Source organism: Cribrihabitans marinus (assembly GCF_900109035.1).
Lineage (GTDB): Bacteria > Pseudomonadota > Alphaproteobacteria > Rhodobacterales > Rhodobacteraceae > Cribrihabitans > Cribrihabitans marinus.
Genome location: NZ_FNYD01000013.1, coordinates 1 through 19,232, shown reverse-complemented (window position 1 = coordinate 19,232; position 19,232 = coordinate 1). Strand labels below are relative to the sequence as shown.

Here is a 19,232-nt window from a genome sequence, read left to right as displayed (position 1 = left end):
CTATCTGGGGGCTGCCAACGCGGCGAGAGTTTCGATGGTCACGGGCTCGGGCGGCAGCCCGGCGTTCCGGGCCGCCACCGCCTCGGCCAAGGCCTGCCGGGTGCCGGGACCCAGGACGCCATCGGCCGCACCCGCGAAATCGCCCGACGCGGCCAAGAGGCGTTGCGCGGCGGTCACGAACGCGACATCATCATAACCGGCGGTAGCCTCGCCAACCAGCCGGGCGAGGTTCTGGTCGTCGGACAGGCCCAGCGCCGTGGCATAGAGCACCAGCGCCCCGACCCTGTCCCGGTCGACGCCGCGCCCCGCCTCGGTCAGCTTGGCCAGGTCCCAGGCCGCCCAGGGCACGCCGCCCTCGACGGCCCTACGATACCACTCCGCGGCCCGCGCGAAATCCGGCTCGACCCCGTCATCCGAGGCAAAGGCGCGCCCGGCGTCGCGCGCGGCCCAGGGGTTGCCCTCGGCCGCAGCGGCATAGAGATCGCGGGCGCGGGCCATGTCCTTGGGCACGCCACGGCCGGTTTCATGCAGCTTGGCCAGTTCCCGTTCGGCGCCATAGACACGTTTCTCGATCGCCCGCTCCAACAGCAGCGCCGCGCGGGCGGGATCGTCGAACAGTGGCGTCCGCGAGGCATAAAGACGGCCCAGCCGGAAATACGCCTCGCCATCCCCGGCCCGCGCGGCCCGCACATAGAGCCTGGCCGCCGCTTCGACATCCGTGGCCGTGCCCTGCCCCTGCTCGTACATGATGCCCAGCCGCGTGAGCCCGTTGGGCACCCCGCGCGAGGCCGCGGTCTCGAACCAGAACCGCGCCTTGTCAAAATCCTGCGGGATCCCGTCGCCATCCTGATACATCCGCGCAAGCCGCGTCTGCGCGGTCAACTCACCGGAATTGGCGGCCTGCAGATACCAGCGCTCGGCCAGTTCCGGGCTGCGCTCGACGCCCAGGCCCTTCTGGTAGAACTCCGCCAGGTTCGTCATCGCCCAGTCGTTCCGCCGCGCCGCGCCCTGTTCGTAGAACCCGCGCGCAACGGCATAATCCTGCGGGACGCCGACACCGGCGCGATGCACCCAGGCCAGTGCTGTGAGCGCGGCAATGTCGCCGGCCTCTTCCGCCGCTTCGAACAACTCGTAGGCCCGGGCGAAATCCTGCGCCACGGCCTGCCCGTCCAGGTGCATCTGGCCCAAGTAGACCATCGCGTTGACATATCCGGCCTCGACCGCCTTCACCTGCCACTCGCGCGCCTCCTCATAGCGGCCCGCGGCACGGTAGGCGCGGGCCAGCTGCGCCCAGAACCGCACGACCTCGGGCTGCCGGTCCACCGCCAGTTCGCAGGCCACGATGGCGGCGTCGAAATTCCGGTCGAGGATGAACTGCCGCGTGCCAGCCGTCACGCGTTCACTGTCATAGGGGTTGCCGGCCAGCATGTCGCAGGCATCGACATAGACCTCGATCTCGACCCCGACGGGATCGGTCGCGCCGTCCTGTCCCAGGGCAAGACCCTCCAGGGCCTCCAGCCCGCCATTCGATCCGACAAAGGGTTCGAATTCGGGAACATCGCCGGGCTGCATGTAATGCACGCTGCCCTGGTCGATCACCGAGCCATCGGCACCGCGGACCTCGCCCAGGCGTGGCGTACGAGAGACATAGACCCAGCCATCCGAGGCCGTCGCGGGCAGGTCGAGGTCGCGCGGGCCGACACCGATGGGAACCGCATGCACGTCGCGGTCCAGCCGTTCGATCACATCGGCCTTGGAGGCGGTCTGCCCGACCTGGGCCTGCGCGGACAGGTCAGGCAAGGCGGGATCAGTGGCAAGCACCGCATCCGGATCTCCGCCCAGCGCCGCAATCCGCGCCACGGCCTCGTCGACAAAGGCGCCGTCGGGCCGGGTTCTAAGATAGGCCTCGAAGGCATCCAGCCGGTCCGTGTCGCGGATCGCCCGCCAGAAGGTCCGGTCGACGATGCGCCGGGGCGGCAACCCGCCCAGCGTATCCCCCTCGACCCCGAGGCCGGTCGTCGACCCGCGCAGATCATCGGTATCCGGCTTGAAGTAGAACGGGTTTTCCAGCGTGCTGGTGGTCCAGGCGATCTGCAGCCCGTCGGTCCGCTCGCGCACGCCGCCACGGACCCGGCGGAACAGTTCGGCCAGCTCCACGCCCGGCTCGTCCATGTTCTCGGCGATGGACGCGGTGTAGGGGCTGTGCCTGCCGGTGCCGTCAAAGGCCACCGCACCCGGGGCCGTGGCGAAGCTGATCATGGTCTCGCTGTCGCCCGCCGTCATCTCGGCCAGCCCGCCCGAGGAGGCCTCGGACAGGAGCGTCAGGCCGCGCTCGACCTCCTGCCGCGACTGGCCGACGGTGATCGCGCGAGTGGCGATGTCCTCGGCATCCTCGCTGTCGATCTCGGTGAAGGGATTGTTCCTGCAGGCATCCAGAAGCACGATGTTCAGCCGCGCGCCGGACGCATCCATGATGTCCACGAACAACTGCGCATCCACCGATTGCGCGCGCAGATCCTCGGGCGATGCGGGCGCGACCGAGACCGGCAGCAGGTAGTTCCGCCCGCCGACCTGCACCCCGTGACCGGCATAGAAGAACAGCGCCTCGCTCCCCTCGCGCAGGCGGCTGCGGAAGGTCGCCAGGTCGGCCAGCATGGTCTCGCGGTCGGAATCGATGCTTTCGATCACCTCGAACCCCGATTCCCACAGCTTTTCGGCGATCAGCTCGGCGTCATTTGCGGGATTGGGCAGCGGAGTGACGTTCTGATAGGCGGAATTGCCGATCACCAGCGCAACGCGCGACGCGCCCGATGGATCGTCCGCATCCTGGGCCAGAGCGGGGACAGACAGCACGGCCAGGGGAATTGAGATGGCGCAGACCGTCCAGAATCGCCCAGACAAGCGCCCGGGTCGTGCCGAAGGCTGGCGCCTAGTAAAGATCCCCACCGCCATCTCGGTCATTGCCAGCATTCGCCTCGCCGGCGCCGGCCGGGGACCCCGAAGCCGCCTTGAGGTTCACACCCCTGGCGATGTCCACGCGGGAGAAGCCGGGATTCTGCCGCGCCAACTGGAATTCTACGATGGCAAGAAAGGCCGCCTTGGCCAGCGGACCGGTCGGATTCTCGCGCAGGTAGTTTTCCGCCTGTGCCTGGGAAGTGAAGGCGCTGCTGTCGGGGGCCTGCGCGCGCGCCATACCCGACACGCCCAACGCTCCGACTAGTGCCACGATCTGGCCGGCGATCCATCCACGCATGGTGATCCCTTTCATACAACCTCCACCATAGGTCCCTGCGGCAAGCCCCGTCAACAAACGTGACCGGGTGTCGGCCGAAAAATGCCTCGTCAACTTTCGGTCGGCATGCCATTCTTCCGGCATGTTCCAGGCAGTGTCGCCAGCTTCGGTCATGGTGCGGTTCTTTCCCGACTACCGGGACTTCAACCCCTATCAGGACTTGCTCTACGGCTCGCTCGGGCCATCGGTCGTCGCCACGCCGATCCCCGATCCCGACAGGCTTGTGACCGGAGCGGGTGCCGGCGACGCGGGCAGCATTCTGCACATGCATTGGGAATCCGCCGCCTTCGTGGAAGGTGACGTCTCGGCCGAGCGCCTTCTCGACGCGCTGTCGTCTTATCGCGACAGGGGCGGGCGGATTGTCTGGACCCTGCACAACCTGACACCACATGACGAGCGCCACCGGGCGGCGGCAGAGCAGGTCCGCACCGGGCTGCTGGACCTGGCGGATATCGTGCATGTTCACTCTCTTGCCGCCCTGGCCGCGGCGATGGAGCAGCACGCGGTGCCGATGCGAAAGGTCCGGATCATCCCGCATGGAAACTATGACGGCGTCTATCCGGTCTTCGAGCGGGGCGCTGCCCGAAAGGCGCTCGGGCTGGATGCGGCGGGAATGGTCGCGCTGCTGCCGGGCCAGATTCGGGCCTACAAGTCGCCCGCCGAATTGGTCGCCGCGTTCCTGCAAGTCGCGGGAGATGACGACCGGCTGATCCTGGCAGGCCACCGCGCCTCGGATATCGAGGGGTGGGAGGTTCCCGACGAACCGCGCCTTGTCGCCCGGTTCGGCTTTGCCACGCACGAGGATCTGGCCCGCGTTCATGCGGCGTCGGATCTTGTCGTTCTGCCCTATATGCGGTCGCTCACATCGGGATCGGCGATCCTGGCGCAAACCCTTGGGCGCGGCATCCTTGGAAGAGACACGCCGGGGCTGCGCGACGCGGTGTCTGAGCCGGCAACCGGCCTGCTCTACGATCCCCGACAGCCCGGCGCTCTGGCCCACGCACTGCGGGAGGCGCTGGCGGAAGGGCCGGACGCCTGGGCGGTACGCGGCGCGGTGGCGGCAAAGGCGGCCCGCGCCCGGGACTGGACCGCCATCGGCGCGGCTTGGCGGTCGCTCTTTACCGAGCTGGCATCCCTGCCCCGCCCTGCCCGCGTGCTGGCACGATGAGGATCGGGCGGCGAAAACCACCCGAGCCTGCGACCCCGCCGGGCGACACGGAGACCGGAGAGACCGAGGACGGCCCCGCCAATGCCTTCGAGGCCGCCTGGCCGTTCAACTCAGACAGCCCACAGGTCACCGGCCTCCTGCGCGAGGACCGCTTTCTGTCGATCCTGCTGGTGGATGTGACCGGGCTGGACTGGACTGCGATCTCTGGCCACCTGGACAGCGTGCGCGACATCGCCGCAACCAAGCGGATGGTGCCGGTTCTCGTGGTCGACCTGCTGGATTTCCGCGGCCTGGTCGAGGAAGGTCTGGCCTATGACACGCTTCCCAATGTTGCCGGAAACAGACCCTTTGCCGAGGATCTGGACTGGGCCGCCTATCTTGCCGCGCGCCGCCGCTTGCTGCGGGACAAGTGGCGTCCCGCAGCGATCATCAACCTGGGTCTGAACGCCGACTGGGACGCGCCATGATCGATCTTGCCGCCTGCGATGTGGTGTTCCTCAGCTTCGACGAGCCAAATGCCGACGAGAATTTCGAACGGGTCCGCAGGGACGTTCCGCGCTGCCTGCGCGTGCATGGGGTCAAGGGGTTCGACGCCGCGCACCGACGCGCGGGCGAGGTCGCGATCACGCCGCATGTCGTCACGATCGACGCCGACAACGTGCTGCTGGACCCGACATTCCTGTCGGCGCGTTTCGACATCGCCCCGCGCGACCGGGCGCGGGTCTTTTCCTTCAGCGCGCGCAACGGGGTGAACGGCCTGCGCTATGGCAATGGCGGGGTCAAGATCTGGCCGCGCAGCATTCTGCGCACCCTTCAGACACATGAAAACGCAGCAAACGCGTACGCGGCCGTCGATTTCTGCTGGACCGTTCCCTATTACCAGGTGAACCGGCCGCTGTCCGAAATCGCGATAACCGGATCGGATTACCAGGCGTTCCGGGCCGGGTTCCGCGAGGGCGTGAAGCTGAACCTCGCGGACGGCAAGATCGCCTATGAGGTCCATCCCGACCTGCCCCGCGCCGAGGCACTGCGCGAGCATGTGGGGGCTCGCAACCTCGAACGCCTCAAGGTGTGGTGCATGGTCGGGGCCGATGTTCCGCGCGGCGACTGGGCGATCTTCGGCGCGCGGCTGGGCTGCGCCAAAGCGGCGCTGGACGGGTTCCCGGTGGCAAGAGTTGCCGATTATGGCTGGATCCGCCGGTTCTGGGACCGCGACGTCGCCCCGACCTATTCCGATGCCCGGGCGCGGGCGACGCGGTCGCAGGAATTACGCGAACGCCTCAACGCCGCGCTTGGCTTGGATCTGGACGAGTTGGACGCGCCGGCATCGACCTGGTTCAAATCGAACTATCGCGGCCACCGGGCCTATGGCGCCATGCGGGTCGTGTGACCGGCGGCAAGGCACCTGCCCGACGATCCGCAGTGGGGCGCGAGTCCGTCACTCGATTTCCATGATGAAGGCCCGGCCGGTTCGAGGCAGGTCGACATCGTTCCACTCGTCACCGGTGAATTTCTCAAGTTCCACGTCCCTGGTCCAGCGATAGAAGGTCGCGTATTCGCTGTCGTAATCGACGCCGTTGTTGGGGTTGCCATAGGCCCAGTTCGTGAACGAGACCGGCTGGCCGTTCACCCAGCTCCAGCCGCCATCCGGCTCGCGGCCTTCCTCTTTCTGGTAGAGGCCGAAGGTCGGGCCATAGCTGTGCCGCCCCTGCCCGGCATTGCTGACCGTCCAGAACCGGTCGTCGCGGCTGACCAGCTCATAGGCGAACCGGTTCTCCTCTTCGGTTCCCAGCACCGCCAGATAACCGCCGGCACGCTCGGCCAGGGCCTGCGCGTCGGGCCATTTCATCCGCCATCCCAGGACGCCGATATAGAGATGGTCGTCATACCAGCCATACAGGATCTCCCAATCCTTCAAAACCTCGGCCGCGCGGATCAGCCTCGGGTCGGACTCGACCTGCGCCAGGGCTGACGGGCTCCAGTTCCTTGCGTCGAGCGACGAGTAGATCGGCACCGCGCTGACCTCCATTCCCGACAGCTCGATTCCCATCGCGCGGGCGGTGAATTCGGTCATCACGCCCGTCGATGGCAGTTGGTTGGCCTGCTGGAAATCGGCGATCGCCTTCCGGGTGGCCTCGCCCATTACGCCATCGGCCAGCCCGGCCTCATAGCCCAGCGTTCCCAGCTTGGTCTGGATCAGGCGCACGTCCGGCAGTGTCAAACCCAGCGTTTCGGTCTCGGCGCCCCGTTCGTTCTGGGCGGTTGCCAGATTTGCGACGACAATGTTTTCGGATCGTGCCAGCGTGTCGCGTTCCTGCCGCGCCAGGTCGGCGAACTGGCTGTCGGGAAAGCGTTCGAGGAACACCGACCAGGCGCGCCGCGAGTTCATGTCGCTGGCCGCGTCGAACAGCGCCTGTTCGCGCTGAAAGGCCAGGCTCTGTCCGGCCTCGCCCTCGCCGATCTTCAGATAGACCTCGGTGGCCAGATCGTTGTTGATGATCGGTGTCTGCTTGTCCTCGGTCTCCAGCTTCACGTCGCCGATGACCCGTTTCATGACGCTCAGGATCTCGGAATTCGGCGTATCCAGATGCCGGGCCAGCGAGGCCGCGAAGGGCGAGTTCGAGCCCGTCCCGTCATAGGCGACCTGACCCGGCGAGGCGGAAAACACGACCATCGCTCCCTGCGCGGGCGTGGTCAGCGGAACAAGGCCCCGGGTCTGCAATGCGCGGCTTTCGGAAAAGTTGTTGGTGTAGAACGCATTGGCAAGCGGGTTGTCGCGACAGGCGTCGATAAAGACCAGCAGCGCGCGCGACCGGGTCTGGACCGCCCTGATGACGGAATCGATCGGCGTGGTCTCCGACAGGATGTCGAACTCGGTCGCCAGCTTGGCGTCAGTGCCCAGAAAGTAGTTGCGGCCTTCGTATTGCATGCCGTGACCGGCCAGGTAGACGAACGTGACATCCGCCTCGGCGCTGGTGTCGAGGAACTGCGACAGCTTCTGGCCGATCTCGGCTCGGGTCAGGTCCTCGTGCAGGTCCACCTCGAAGTCCAGGCCCTCCAGCACCTGGCCGATCAACCGCACGTCCGCGGAGGGGTTCTTGAGATTGCCTGCATGTATGTAGGCGCCGTTGCCCACAAGGAACGCCTTGCGGGTTTCCGCCCCGACTGCTCCCGCGCAGACCAGCAGAAGGAACATCGCGCCGAGCATTCGACGGCCGGTTCGAAACATGACAACGCTCCCTTACCGCATGGACCGGACACAATGTGCCGACGCAAAGGTTGTACGACACAAGCAGCGGGCGATCACGCCTTTTGTGTACACGGAGCTGGCCGGGGAGATTGACAGGTCCAAGGGCGGGTGATGTAGCCTTCGACGAGGCGGCGTTCGGGGCGGCATGGACTTCGACTATATCATCATCGGCGGCGGATCGGCCGGCTGCGTCCTGGCCGCCCGGCTGAGCGAGATGCCCGATGCGCGCATATTGCTTCTCGAGTCCGGCGGGCGAGACCGCCACCCTTTCTACGCCATCCCTGCCGGGTTCGCGAAGATGACCAAGGGCATCGGCAGCTGGGGATGGTCCACGGTGCCTCAGACCCACCTGGGCAACCGCGTCCTGACCTATACCCAGGCCCGGGTGATCGGCGGCGGATCCTCGATCAACGCACAGATCTACACGCGCGGCACCGCGGCGGACTATGACCGCTGGGCCAACCAGGAAGGCTGCCCCGGCTGGACCTATCGGGATGTCCTGCCCTACTTCCGCAAGTCCGAGCGCAACAGCCGCGGCGCCGACGAATTCCACGGCGCCGACGGCCCGATGGGCGTCTCCGATCCGGCGGCGCCCCTGCCGATCTGCGATGCCTTCCTTTCGGCCGCGGAAGAGTATGGCCTGCCCCGCAACCCCGATCTGGCCGGGGGATCTCAGTTCGGGGTCGGATACTACCAATTGACGCAGCGAGAGGCGCGCCGGGCCTCCACCGCCAGCGCCTTTCTGCGGCCCGCGCTGCATCGGGCCAACCTGAAGGTCCGGATGAACTGCCGTGTAGCGCGGATTCTGGTTACGGATGGCCGGGCCACGGGCGTCGAGATCACCGAGGGCGGACAACGACACCAGCTCAAGGCACGGCGAGAGGTCATCCTGTCCGCAGGCGCGATCGGTTCGCCCAAGCTGCTCATGCAGTCAGGGATCGGACCCGGGGCACATTTGGCCGAACTGGGAATTGAGGTCGTCCATGACAACGGATCGGTGGGCGCCAACTTGCAGGACCACCTGGACCTGTTCACGATCTGGGAATGCACCGGCCCGCATACCTATGACACCTATGCCTCTCCGTTCCGTGCCGCACTGGCCGGGTTGCGGTATCTGCTGACCAGGACCGGGCCCGCGGCTTCGAGCCTGTTCGAGACCGGGGGTTTTGCGCCGCTGGCGGAGGGCGACACCGAGCCCGGCATTCAATTCCACCTCGGCCTCGGCTCGGGGATAGAGGCCGGTGTCGAAAAGCTGCGCAACGCAGGCGTCACGCTCAACTCGGCGGTGACGCGGCCCTTTTCGCGCGGCACGGTCCGCTTGTCCGCGCCCGATCCCGGCGCGCCGCCCCTGATCGACCCGAACTACTGGAGCGATCCGCGCGACCGCGACAACGCTCTGCGCGGGCTTCGCATGGCGCGGGCCATCATGGGCCAGCCGGCACTTGCGCCCTATGTCGCGCGCGAGGTTCTGCCGGGTTGTGGCGTCGGGACCGACGCCGCGCTGATCGACTATGCCTGTCGCACCGCCAAGACCGATCACCACCCGGTCGGCACCTGCAGGATGGGCAGCGACGAGGCGGCGGTTGTGGACCTGCAACTGCGGTTCAAAGGCATCGACGGGCTGCGCATCTGCGACGCGTCGGTCATGCCGTCGCTGATCTCATCCAACACCAATGCCGCGACGATCATGATCGCCGAACGCTGCGCCGATTTCATCAAGTCGCCCGATCGGTGACAGCCCGCGCGACGCAAACGAAGTATCATCCAACCCCTGCGTGAACTTCCCCGCGACCGGGCGCAGAAAGCGCTTGAGAAAGTGACCGAAAACGCACACGTTTGAAGCGAGTCGCGTTTCGGTCTGGACTTGGTTCACGAAACCTTGGCAATACTGTGGCAAAAATGAGAGCGGTTAATGAACCAGTCTGCCAGGCGGGCGCAAATCACTCCGGCATCGACGATTTTTCCGGATCTGGAACCCGCCAACGGCGGGTCGATAGCGCGTGATTTCACGCCGCGGCGCAAACTTGCGCTGCTCAACCGTTTCGGAAACGCACGCGCCGCGGCAGTCGGTGACATCAAGATCACTACTCTCAGTTTCCGCAACCAGCACGAGCGCGGCACCCTGCTGACCAAATACATGGAGGCGCGCAAGTCGATCTTCATCGACCGTCTGAACTGGAACGTGTCCGAGGCCGACGGCATGGAGTTCGACCAGTACGACACGCCCGCCTGCCGCTGGGTCGTGCTGCATGAATTCGGCGAGGTTCTGGGCGGTGTCCGCCTGCTGCCGACCACGGCAAGTTGCGGGTGCTACAGCTACATGCTGCGCGATGCCCAGCGCGGGCTGCTTCAGGATCTGCCGACCGACATCCTGTTCTTCGAGGCCCCCGTGAACCAGAAGGTCTGGGAAGCCACCCGCTTCTTCGTGACCGACAAGGTGCCCGCCGTGCGCCGCGCGGCCATCCAGCACGCGCTGTTCAACGGCATGACCACAGCGGCGAAGGAGGCCGGGGCGTCGCAGATCCTCGGCATCGTCTCGGCGGTCTGGGCAAGATGGGCGCGGCGCCTGAACGTCAAGGCCACCCCCACCGGGGCGAAGTTTCCTGTCGACGGGGGCTACAGCCAGTCGGTCCTGTTCAACATCAACAAGCCGGCGTCCTGAGCCCCCGTTGCTGACCGGCCCTGCCGCGCCGCAAAAACCTGCATTTGATTGTCGGGGCCGGCCCAGGCGACCGCTACGGCCCCTCCAAGTCAAGCGCCCGAAAATCGTCCAGAAAATGACGGAATTCAACGGGAAACGCGGCTTTCCCGCCGCGGTTTCGACGCAGTTGATCTCTACCTTCCCCGCTAGGAACGGACGCGCCCTGCGTGTCCGAAAACGCGAAAACCGACCGCTCTGTCCCGAGCGGCTTGAGATTGCCCTTACGTCAAGAGGGCGGCATACTGCGCCATGTGCGGGAAAGGTATTTCATGCGCGAGATTTTGGAGGCAACGCCCGTTCATCGCGAGCAACACGACATCGGTGCCCGGCCTCGCGGCGCACGGCGGCCCGATGCCAAGGGCACCCCGCCACAGAAGGCCGAGCGTCAGCCGGATACGCAGATTGCGTCACGCCCTGATTGCGATGATGCGCCGGCCGCCGGCCAGCGATCCCGCGAAAACCTGTTCGAAACCGTGATGTCCGAAATGTTCGGCGACAGGAATTGCCTGCGCCGGAAATAGGGTCGCCCGGCGCCGATCAGGCCCGCTCGGTCTCCAGGATCAGCGGGCCGCTGGTGCGCATGGTGAATGTCAGAACCGGGGTGGGTATCGCGGCCGAGGACAGCGAGAACCGGACATCGCGCAGCACCGACGCCATCAACACCATGATTTCGGTTTCCGCGTATTGCGCGCCGATGCAGATCCTGGGGCCGGCGCCAAAGGGGATATACTGCCCGCGCTGCGGCGGCTCCCCCATGAACCGGCTCGGATCATATTGGTCAGGCTCATCCCACAACGCGGCATTCCGGTGCAGGGAATAGACCGGAAAGAACAGGGCATCGCCCTTCTCGAAGGTAATCCCCTTGACGGTCACCGTGCTGGCGGCATCGCGGGCAAAGAACGCGGCCGAGGGATAGAGACGCAGCGTTTCCTTGATATGCGCCCGAAGCAGGGGCATCTGCTGCAGGTCGTCGAAGGCGATGCCGCCCTCGGGGCGAACCGACCGGATCTCGTGGCGGATCCGCTCTTGCATGTCCTGGTCCAGGGCCAGCAGGTAGTATCCCCACGCCAATGCATTCGCCGAGGTTTCATGCCCCGCGACCACAAAGGTCAGCAGGTTGTCGATCGTCGTCTCGGGATCCTCGAAATCCGCATCCAGCGCCTCGATCATGAAATCGAGGAAGTCCCGCGCCTCGGCCCGGTTCTCGCTGCGGCGCTGGTCGATCACCTGCCGGGCCAGCTCGCGCATGTCGGTCACGGGCGCCTTGCTTCTGAGCCACTTCACCCTGGGCAGCCATTTCGGCAATCCCATCAGGTCGAACAGCGACAGCTTCGAGATATACTCGAAATAGGCGATCAGCCCGGTCCGGATCTGCTCCGAACTGACCTCTTCATTGCCCGAGAAGATCACCCGCGAGATATTGGCAAGCGTCGACGCCGGCGCGATCTGCGATACGTCCACCGGCCCTTGTTGCGCCGCGAGCGACTCGGCGACTTCCATCCCGGTCTCGGCGAAATACCCCGCCAGTGCCGAGATATTCCGCGCCGCGAACAACGGGGAATACCGCCGGCGCTGCTTGCGCCACTTCTCGCCTTCGGACAGGATCAGGCCGTTGCCCACCGCCGAGCCGATGATGTCCTTGGTGAACTTGGCCTTGGGAAAGGACCGGCCCGCCCCGACCAGCAACTCGGTGATGATCTCGGGGTCACAGATATAGTGGATGTTGAGCGGTCCGCGAACATAGGTCTGGCGCAGCGTTTCGGCCGGTATGACCTCCAGCATGTTCCGACCGGCGGATTTCGCGAAACCGATCAGGCTGACGGGTTTCTCCGCAAGCTGTGCCGAAACCGGCGTGATGGGCTGCTTCGGGATCTCGTCGGACCGAGCCGGCTGGAGGGGGCTGTGTTTCAAGGTTTCGATCCCATTCGGCCGGGCACTGATCGCGACGCGGCCACGCGCGTCATCGGCACAACGGACGGGCCGGCCGCTCTTGTCCGATGGAGGAAGTCATGCATGGCTACTGCAATCACGATCCTGCCCGAGAAAGTCGCTTTTACGTTGATGCACTGACACGCGACACACGCCGGGTTTCTTTTTGTCCTGTTTTCGGGACACGGCGCAACTTTGGGGCGATAACACAATGATTATCGGGGGCAACGCAAGGGGGCAGCGCAGCATTGCCGCCCTTCAAAGGCCAGATTCGTGCCACTTTGTTGCCGCAAAGCACCAGACGGCGCTCACGCAGCTCCGGGATCCGGCGTCAGGGCGCGTCCGGTCGCTCGTCGCCCGACATGAGTTCGCGCAGCATCCGCTCATAGGCCCGCTGCTCCAGTCGCGACTGCTCGCGGCCGCGGGATTGCGCGGAGTCCTTCCAGTCGGCGTAGTTGGCCCACCCGTCCGCGCGGGCCTCGGCCTCTTCCACCAGGGTCACGGCCTGTTCCAGCCCGAACAGGACATTGGTGCGGTCAAGGCCCGCCAGCGGCACCTGCCGGCCGACCGCGACGCGGCAGGACAGGCCGGCACGATCCGCGGCCGCCTGCATCCTGGCGTTCGACTGCAGCATCACCGCAAGCGCCGCCGGGTCCAGGTCGCTGGGGCCGGTGCCGAGGCACAGGAAAATGCCGTTGCCGCAATGGGTGATCAGATCGCCGCTGCTTTCCGTGGCGATCGACACCGCAAGTGCCAGGTCGTCCATGAGGTGCCGGAATCCCCTGGCACTGAGCCGGGAGAAGAAGATGTCGGGCCGGATGAGCTTGACCGCTCGGACATTCAGCAGCCCCCGCCCCAGGCCGGATGACTGAAAGACGAGGTTCTCGAACGCCTCTTTCCGGACACACCTCTCGAAGCCGGCGACGGGAAAGGCCTCGGACAGGCAGCGCGGGTCTTCGCGTGACCCATCGCCCTGCGCGCCATCGTGCGGTCGATCCGCGTTTATCCCGTGAACGCGCCCGTTGCGTCGTTCCCTGGCAAACCTCATCCGCAACGTGTTCAACTCGAACGGCTTGGTGATGTAATCGCTGGCGCCCAGGGCAAAGGCCTGGTTGAGGTATTTCTGTTCGCTCATCGCCGTCAGCATGATGATTGGAATGTCGGCATAGCCGCGCATCTGCCTCAGTCGACCGCACAGCACGATCCCCGAGCATCCGGGCATCTGGATGTCCAGGAACACGCCGTCGAAAGGCTCGACCTGCGCCGCCACGACCTCAAGCGCGGCATCGGCGTTCCTGGCGGTCTGCACCTCGTAGCCGCCGAAGGCGCGCAAGGTGGCCTCCAGGAGTTGCAGAATGCCAGGGTCGTCATCCACGACCAGAACGCGCAGCACGGCCGTGCCGCCTGCGGACCGGTCGGAACCTGCACGATCTTTCCTCGACCAGAACTGTTTCGGCATTGCGTATCCCCGGCAAATGGCAGCCGCGACAGGATGCGCGGCCAGTGTGTCCAAAAATGGGAGCGGCAATGAAGGAGTTGTGTTTTCTGACCGGGCGGCTTTTGGCGGGGCGTGCCAAATTGTGAACGCAATCGCGGCCTACTGCTTCCTCAAAGCGGCGGTAGAAGGGCGCAGGCGCCTCGAACAGTGCAGATGTGAGTATGACGGTCTATGACTTGCCGCAGCCGGAACCGGTGATCGACATCCCCGAAGACCGGCTGCTGAAGAACATGAAGGATTACACTGCCATGAGCTTCGAGCTCCTGTGGCAGCGTCAGGCGATCTTCTTGGCCGTCACCGTGCTCACGGCCTTCTTCTTCGATCCGTTCCAGGCCCTGGTGTTCTACATCACGATCCTGCTGTGCGAGGTCCAGGACCTCATGCTGGCCCGCCGCGTCGCCGGCCTGAGGAGCCACGAGCGGCAGGCCGTCACCGTCAACCTGATCTGGATCCTGCTGAACACCGTTCTGAGTTCCGGCGCGATCTGCATCTACGCGGTTTCCGTGGCTTTCCAGCAACCGGCCGGCGCGTATTTCACCCCGCTGTTCTTCCTGTTCGCCGCCGCGCTGTTCGCGGCAATGAACAACCATCAGCTGGTCTGGGCACTGGCGCTCAGGCTGGCCATGTACGCGGTCTCGTTCATGCTGATCGTGGTCAAGGACCTGTGGACGGAGTGGCCGGACCCGTCGCCCGACCTCTGGCTGCACTTCTTCACCGTCGTGTTCGTCATGTACTTCCTCATCGACTGCTCTTTCGTCTTCCTCAAGCTCTACAAGACAAACCTTGCGCAGCTGGAGAAGCTGCGGGAGGAACATGAGCGGACCAAGGCCGCCTATATCGCCAAGTCGCAATTCGTCTCCACCGTCAGCCACGAACTTCGGACGCCGCTCACATCCATCAAGGGGTCCATCGACCTGATCAATTCCGGCGCGCTGGGCGAGGTGCCGGAACGGATGGAGGGGCTTCTGGACATGGCGGGAAAGAACAGCAAGCGCCTGTCGTCGCTGATCAACGACCTTCTGGACCTGCAGAAGATCGAGGCCGGAGAGCTGGTCAACCGCCGCGAGACGATCGAAGTCGGCGAGCTGGTAAGGGAGGCGGTGGGCAGCAACCTGGGGTATGCTACCGCCCATAATGTCGAGATCGGTACGGATGCTGAGGCAGAGCAGGAGCCCGTTTTTGTCATGGGCGATTCCTCGCGCCTCATGCAGGTTCTGGCGAACATGATCTCGAATGCGGTGAAATTCTCGTTCGACAGCGGGCAGGTGATCGTCGGCCACCAGCAGCAGGGCGATCGCGTCCGCATCTATGTCAGGGACAATGGCATCGGGATTCCCGAAGGCTCGAAGGAGACGGTCTTCGACCGCTTCACACAGGTGGATTCCTCGGACGAGCGCCACGCCGGTGGCACCGGGCTGGGCATGAACATCTCCAAGGAGATCATCGAGAGCCTGGGCGGCCTGATCGACTACACCAGCCGCGTCGGATCGGGCACCGAGTTCTACATCGAATTGCCGGTGCTGGATACGTCCGAACAGCGTGATTCCGGGGCGGCGTAGCCGGTCGCGGGCCAAGGCGGTCCACAAGGTTGGGCACGTCTCAATTCATCATGGACATTCGGACCGGCCAGCCACCGGTGGCGCGCCGTATGAGGCGGGTATCAAGAACCGAGGTTCCCTGAGTTGACCGCTCATGGGAGATGTCTGTGCCGCGCAACTTCGCACCGCGACGCCGCGACCCCGTCGTTGACGGATCACGCACGGCCGTCGCTCAGACCAAAAGACCTGCAGCAGGCGCCATGTTGGTGCCTGCTGCAGGTCTGTCAAAAAACGGGTGGTCGGGATCAGACGGCCAGAGGCTCCGCCGCGGGCTCTTCCACGGACTCGACGGTCTTCTCGATCAGATAGATCGCCTCGAGCTTGGTGCCCGCGTTCAGGGCGACTTCCTCGCCGACGCGGAACCCGACCGCGCGCACGGCACCGTTGGATGCGCCGCGTGCCGCGGCAGAGCGCTGCTTCAGTTCATCCGCGAGCGCATTGGCGTCAAGTGCCTTGCCGGCTTCGCGGGTCAAAACGAAGACGCCGTTGCCCCAGTAGCTGACGAAACGGCACATCGCCTGCGAGCTGTCCAGCAGGGCCGTGCCGACCGACGACACGAACTGCCGCGCACCGTCCAGGTCGCCGGCGCCCAGGGTCTTGTCCAGGTTCTCGGCCTTGACCGCCACCACCGAGGATGTCAGCGGGTGTGTCGTCGAGATCTGGAACGCGTAATTCTCGAACTCGGGCAGACCGAAGAAACCGGCCATTCCCTTTGCGGGAACCGGCCCGTTGGACACCAGGCTTGGGAAATCGGTGGCCAGGCATGCCGTCTCGTCCATGCCGGTCACGGCCTCGATCGAGGCCCGGCGCTCGGCCGCCATGCGATGGGCGTCGGACAGGCGCTGCTTGAGGTCCTCGAAGTCGAAGGGTTTCGTCACATAGTCCGACGCCCCTACCTCGAACGCCTCGTCGATATAGTGTTTCTGCACCATTGCGGTCAGCATGATGATCGGCGTGAATTGGTAGTCCGGCAGCGTCCGGATCTCCTCGCAGAGCGTGATCCCGTTCATTTCGGGCATCTGGACATCCAGAAGCAGGCAATCGAACGGCCGCTCTGCCTGGGCTATGATCGCAAGGGCGTCCGGACCGCTGCGGGCGGTGGTCACATCGTCGTACCCGAAGGCCGACAGGATATGCTTCAGCAGTTCAAGGATGCTGGCGTCGTCGTCTACCGCAAGTAGTCTCATTGTCGGTCACCGCGTTATTGACTCTGCGCCGGTCCGGCTGGAACCGGGCGCGGGATTTGCTCCGCATATTACGCGGAAAGGTTAACATCAGTTTCCAAGATGTCCGAAAAACAAGGCGAATTCATGGCGTGTTCTTGTTGTTTTGCCAACCTGAACACGCCGAAAAGCCGAACCTGGCGCCCTTCCGCCACCGGCACGGCGTGAGGGTTCAGCCCCAATCCCGGCAGACATACTTGATGTCGGTGAACGCCTCCAGCCCCTGGCGCGCGCCCTCGCGGCCGAGGCCGGACTGCTTGACCCCGCCAAAGGGGATCGGCGCGCCCGTGACCTTTGTGCGGTTCACCGCGACCATCCCGAATTGCAGGGACCGGGTCATTCGATAGATCCGCCGCGGATCGCTGCTGTGCAGATAGGCGACCAGCCCGTATTCGGTGTCGTTGGCACGGGCGACGACCTCCTCCTCGGTGTCGAAGGGCGTCAAGGGCGCGACCGGTCCGAAGGTCTCCTCCGACATGATCGCCGCGGTATCGGGCACATCGGCCAGCACGGCCGGGCGGAAAAAGAGCGGCCCCAGCGCCGTGTCGGCGCATCCTCCGGTCAGCAGCCGGGCGCCCTGTTCGACGGCATCCTCCACATGCGCGAGCTGCTTGGCCACCGCACGTTCATTGATCAGCGGGCCGATATCGGGATCGTCCAGGCCCCGTCCCAGCGTCAGATCACCGACCGCCTTGGTGAACCGGGCGCAGAACTCGTCATAGACCGGGCGCTGGATATAGAAGCGGTTGGCCCCCAGGCAGTCCTGACCCGAGGTCGCGAACTTGGCCTTCACCGCCTCGGACACCGCGCGATCCAGATCGGCGCCCTGGAAGACGATGAATGGCGCATGCCCGCCCAGTTCCATCACCAGCCGCTTGATCGTATCGGACGACTGGCGGTAGAGCAGCCGCCCGATCTCGGTCGATCCGGTAAAGGACAGCGCACGCACGCGCGCGTCGGCCGTCCACTCGCCGACGATGGTGGCCGCGTCGCCCACCACCGTGTTCACCACCCCCTCGGGGAAGCCCGCGCGGCGCGCCAATTCGGCCAGCGCCAGCGCCGACAGCGGCGTCTCGGCCGAGGGATGGATCACCACGGTGCAGCCGGCGGCCAGCGCGGCGGCGGCCTTTCGGGTGATCATCGCGGTGGGGAAGTTCCACGGCGTGATCAGCGCGGCAACGCCCACGGGCTCGCGCCACAGCTCCATCTCGGCATCCGGCAGATGGCTGGTGACCCCTTCGATATTCGGCCGCAGCGCCTCCTCGGCATAGAACCGGACGAAGCTCGCGGCATAGTCGATCTCGCCCCGTGCCTCGCCGATCGGCTTGCCCTGCTCGGCCACCATGATCCGCGCCAGGTCCTCGCCCGCCTCGACGATCAGGCTGTGCCAGCGGTGCAGCAACGCGGCGCGGTCCTGCGGCAGCATCGTCGACCAGGCGGGAAAGGCTCCGTCCGCGGCGTCCACGGCGGCCCGGGCGCCCCGTGCATCGCTCATCGCCACCTGCGCCACCAGATCGCCGCTGGCCGGGTCGCGCACGGCCAGCCGGCCCTGCCCGGCGAAATCGCCCTCGGTCTGCAGCAAATCGGCATCGGTGATCCCGACCCTGGCCAAGTTCGACAGATCGTTCATTCTTCGGCCCTCCTTTGCCGCGCATCCTGACATGGCGGAGGCAGAGTTACCCTCTTTCCTCGCCCCGCAACGCAGAGGATCTCTCTGTTCCGGGGATCCCGGGCCGAGGGTTTCTCGGGGTTTAGGCGGCGGCCGGCGCTAGCCCCGCAACAAGGCCAGCGCAGGCGGCACGGTCTTGACCGGCTTGGTGACGATATAGCTGAAATAGCGGCGGACGCCGGCGCGACGCTCCAGCAGACCGTCCATCAACTCCTGAAACGCGGCGACATCGCGCACGACCACCTGCATGAGGTAATCATAGCCGCCGCCGATGGCCCAGCAGCCCGTGACCTCGTCCAGCCGATCCATTGTCCGCTCGAAGGTCCGGAAATTCTCGGCGCGGTGACTTTCCAGTTCGACGGTGACAAAGACCTGCACATGCGGGCCCAGCCTCTCCAGGTCGATCTCGGCGCGGTAGCCACGGATCAGGCCCGCCTTTTCAAGGCGCGTCATCCGTTCCCAGCAGGGCGTGGGCGAAAGGTTCACGCGCGCGGCAAGCTGGGTCTTGGCGATGCGCCCCTCGCGGCACAGCGTGGCCAGGATGGCGATGTCTCTGTCGTCCAGGCGGGGTGGTTGCATTCCACGCTTGTTCAGCGCGGCGGCGCGTTTGTCAATCTGGTCGGATGGTTGCCTCGGCGCGCGTAGCCGACGCAAACCGACATCAACGATCCGATTTCATTGGTGGTGCTGCCAGACGAATGCGAACCAGTCTCGCAAAGGACAGGATGGCTGTCCCTTATTCAACGCAGAGGCCGCGCCACCCGGCCAGAGCAGCGGCGCGGTTCAGCTTGAAGTTGGACGACTGATGAGTAAGCGCCTCGCCGATCCCCTCCTGCCGCTCTGAGGCTGTCTGTGCGAGTCCTGCTGTCGAGATTAGGCAGAGGACTGGACGGCAAAATGGACG

The 19,232-nt window shown here is 65.4% G+C and carries 15 protein-coding genes; 7 read left to right on the top strand and 8 right to left on the bottom strand.

Annotated elements, in window-relative coordinates:
- Entirely contained in the window at nt 1-2,901 is a 2,901-nt protein-coding gene (locus tag BMX57_RS18070; RefSeq protein WP_229724285.1) for a caspase family protein, read from the bottom strand.
- Nucleotides 2,902-2,929: 28 nt separating this feature from the next.
- Nucleotides 2,930-3,406, bottom strand: a complete 477-nt coding sequence (locus BMX57_RS20490) for a hypothetical protein (RefSeq protein WP_143057944.1) — start codon at nt 3,404-3,406, stop codon at nt 2,930-2,932.
- Here BMX57_RS20490 and BMX57_RS18060 point away from each other — a divergent pair.
- The 3 genes from BMX57_RS18060 to BMX57_RS18050 are packed head-to-tail and all read left to right on the top strand — an operon-like array spanning nt 3,387 to nt 5,850.
- Complete coding sequence (locus BMX57_RS18060) at nt 3,387-4,460, top strand: glycosyltransferase (RefSeq protein WP_229724284.1); 1,074 nt, start codon at nt 3,387-3,389, stop codon at nt 4,458-4,460. The two genes, BMX57_RS20490 and BMX57_RS18060, sit on opposite strands and share 20 nt — an antisense overlap.
- A complete protein-coding gene (locus tag BMX57_RS18055) occupies nt 4,457-4,927 on the top strand; it encodes a hypothetical protein (protein WP_229724283.1) in 471 nt (156 codons plus the stop codon). The genes BMX57_RS18060 and BMX57_RS18055 overlap by 4 nt, the downstream gene beginning before the upstream one ends.
- Nucleotides 4,924-5,850 (top strand): hypothetical protein, encoded by a 927-nt coding sequence (locus tag BMX57_RS18050; protein ID WP_092370604.1) that lies wholly within the window; start codon nt 4,924-4,926, stop codon nt 5,848-5,850. Before BMX57_RS18055 ends, BMX57_RS18050 begins: the two co-directional genes overlap by 4 nt.
- A gap of 48 nt (nt 5,851-5,898) precedes the next feature.
- Here BMX57_RS18050 and BMX57_RS18045 read toward each other — a convergent pair whose 3' ends face one another.
- A complete protein-coding gene (locus BMX57_RS18045; RefSeq protein ID WP_092370601.1) occupies nt 5,899-7,689 on the bottom strand; it encodes a caspase family protein in 1,791 nt (596 codons plus the stop codon).
- A gap of 166 nt (nt 7,690-7,855) precedes the next feature.
- On the opposite strand from BMX57_RS18045, the gene BMX57_RS18040 reads away from it, so the two are divergent.
- The 3 genes from BMX57_RS18040 (at nt 7,856) to BMX57_RS18030 (ending at nt 10,932) form a co-directional block, all read left to right on the top strand.
- Nucleotides 7,856-9,445, top strand: a complete 1,590-nt coding sequence (locus tag BMX57_RS18040; RefSeq protein ID WP_092370598.1) for a GMC family oxidoreductase — start codon at nt 7,856-7,858, stop codon at nt 9,443-9,445.
- A gap of 177 nt (nt 9,446-9,622) precedes the next feature.
- Nucleotides 9,623-10,372, top strand: coding sequence for an acyl-homoserine-lactone synthase (locus BMX57_RS18035; protein ID WP_092370595.1), 750 nt, complete (start codon nt 9,623-9,625; stop codon nt 10,370-10,372).
- A gap of 308 nt (nt 10,373-10,680) precedes the next feature.
- The gene (locus BMX57_RS18030; RefSeq protein ID WP_092370592.1) at nt 10,681-10,932 is read left to right on the top strand and encodes a hypothetical protein; all 252 of its coding nucleotides are present in this window, start codon (nt 10,681-10,683) and stop codon (nt 10,930-10,932) included.
- 16 nt (nt 10,933-10,948) lie between these two features.
- Here BMX57_RS18030 and BMX57_RS18025 read toward each other — a convergent pair whose 3' ends face one another.
- Nucleotides 10,949-12,322 (bottom strand): cytochrome P450, encoded by a 1,374-nt coding sequence (locus BMX57_RS18025; protein ID WP_229724282.1) that lies wholly within the window; start codon nt 12,320-12,322, stop codon nt 10,949-10,951.
- A gap of 349 nt (nt 12,323-12,671) precedes the next feature.
- Nucleotides 12,672-13,799 carry a response regulator gene (locus BMX57_RS18020; RefSeq protein ID WP_092370589.1) on the bottom strand — a complete coding sequence of 376 codons (1,128 nt, stop codon included), beginning with the start codon at nt 13,797-13,799 and terminating at the stop codon, nt 12,672-12,674.
- Nucleotides 13,800-13,999: 200 nt separating this feature from the next.
- Here BMX57_RS18020 and BMX57_RS18015 point away from each other — a divergent pair, with 200 nt between their 5' ends.
- Nucleotides 14,000-15,397 (top strand): sensor histidine kinase, encoded by a 1,398-nt coding sequence (locus BMX57_RS18015; RefSeq protein ID WP_092370586.1) that lies wholly within the window; start codon nt 14,000-14,002, stop codon nt 15,395-15,397.
- Between the two features lie 284 nt (nt 15,398-15,681).
- On the opposite strand, the gene BMX57_RS18010 is transcribed toward BMX57_RS18015, so the two are convergent.
- The 3 genes from BMX57_RS18010 to BMX57_RS18000 form a co-directional block, all read right to left on the bottom strand.
- A complete protein-coding gene (locus tag BMX57_RS18010) occupies nt 15,682-16,623 on the bottom strand; it encodes a response regulator (RefSeq protein WP_092370584.1) in 942 nt (313 codons plus the stop codon).
- A 208-nt stretch (nt 16,624-16,831) separates the two neighbouring features.
- Nucleotides 16,832-18,289 (bottom strand): NAD-dependent succinate-semialdehyde dehydrogenase, encoded by a 1,458-nt coding sequence (locus BMX57_RS18005; protein WP_092370581.1) that lies wholly within the window; start codon nt 18,287-18,289, stop codon nt 16,832-16,834.
- 138 nt (nt 18,290-18,427) lie between these two features.
- A complete protein-coding gene (locus BMX57_RS18000) occupies nt 18,428-18,907 on the bottom strand; it encodes an Lrp/AsnC family transcriptional regulator (RefSeq protein ID WP_092370578.1) in 480 nt (159 codons plus the stop codon).
- Nucleotides 18,908-19,232: the final 325 nt, after the last annotated feature.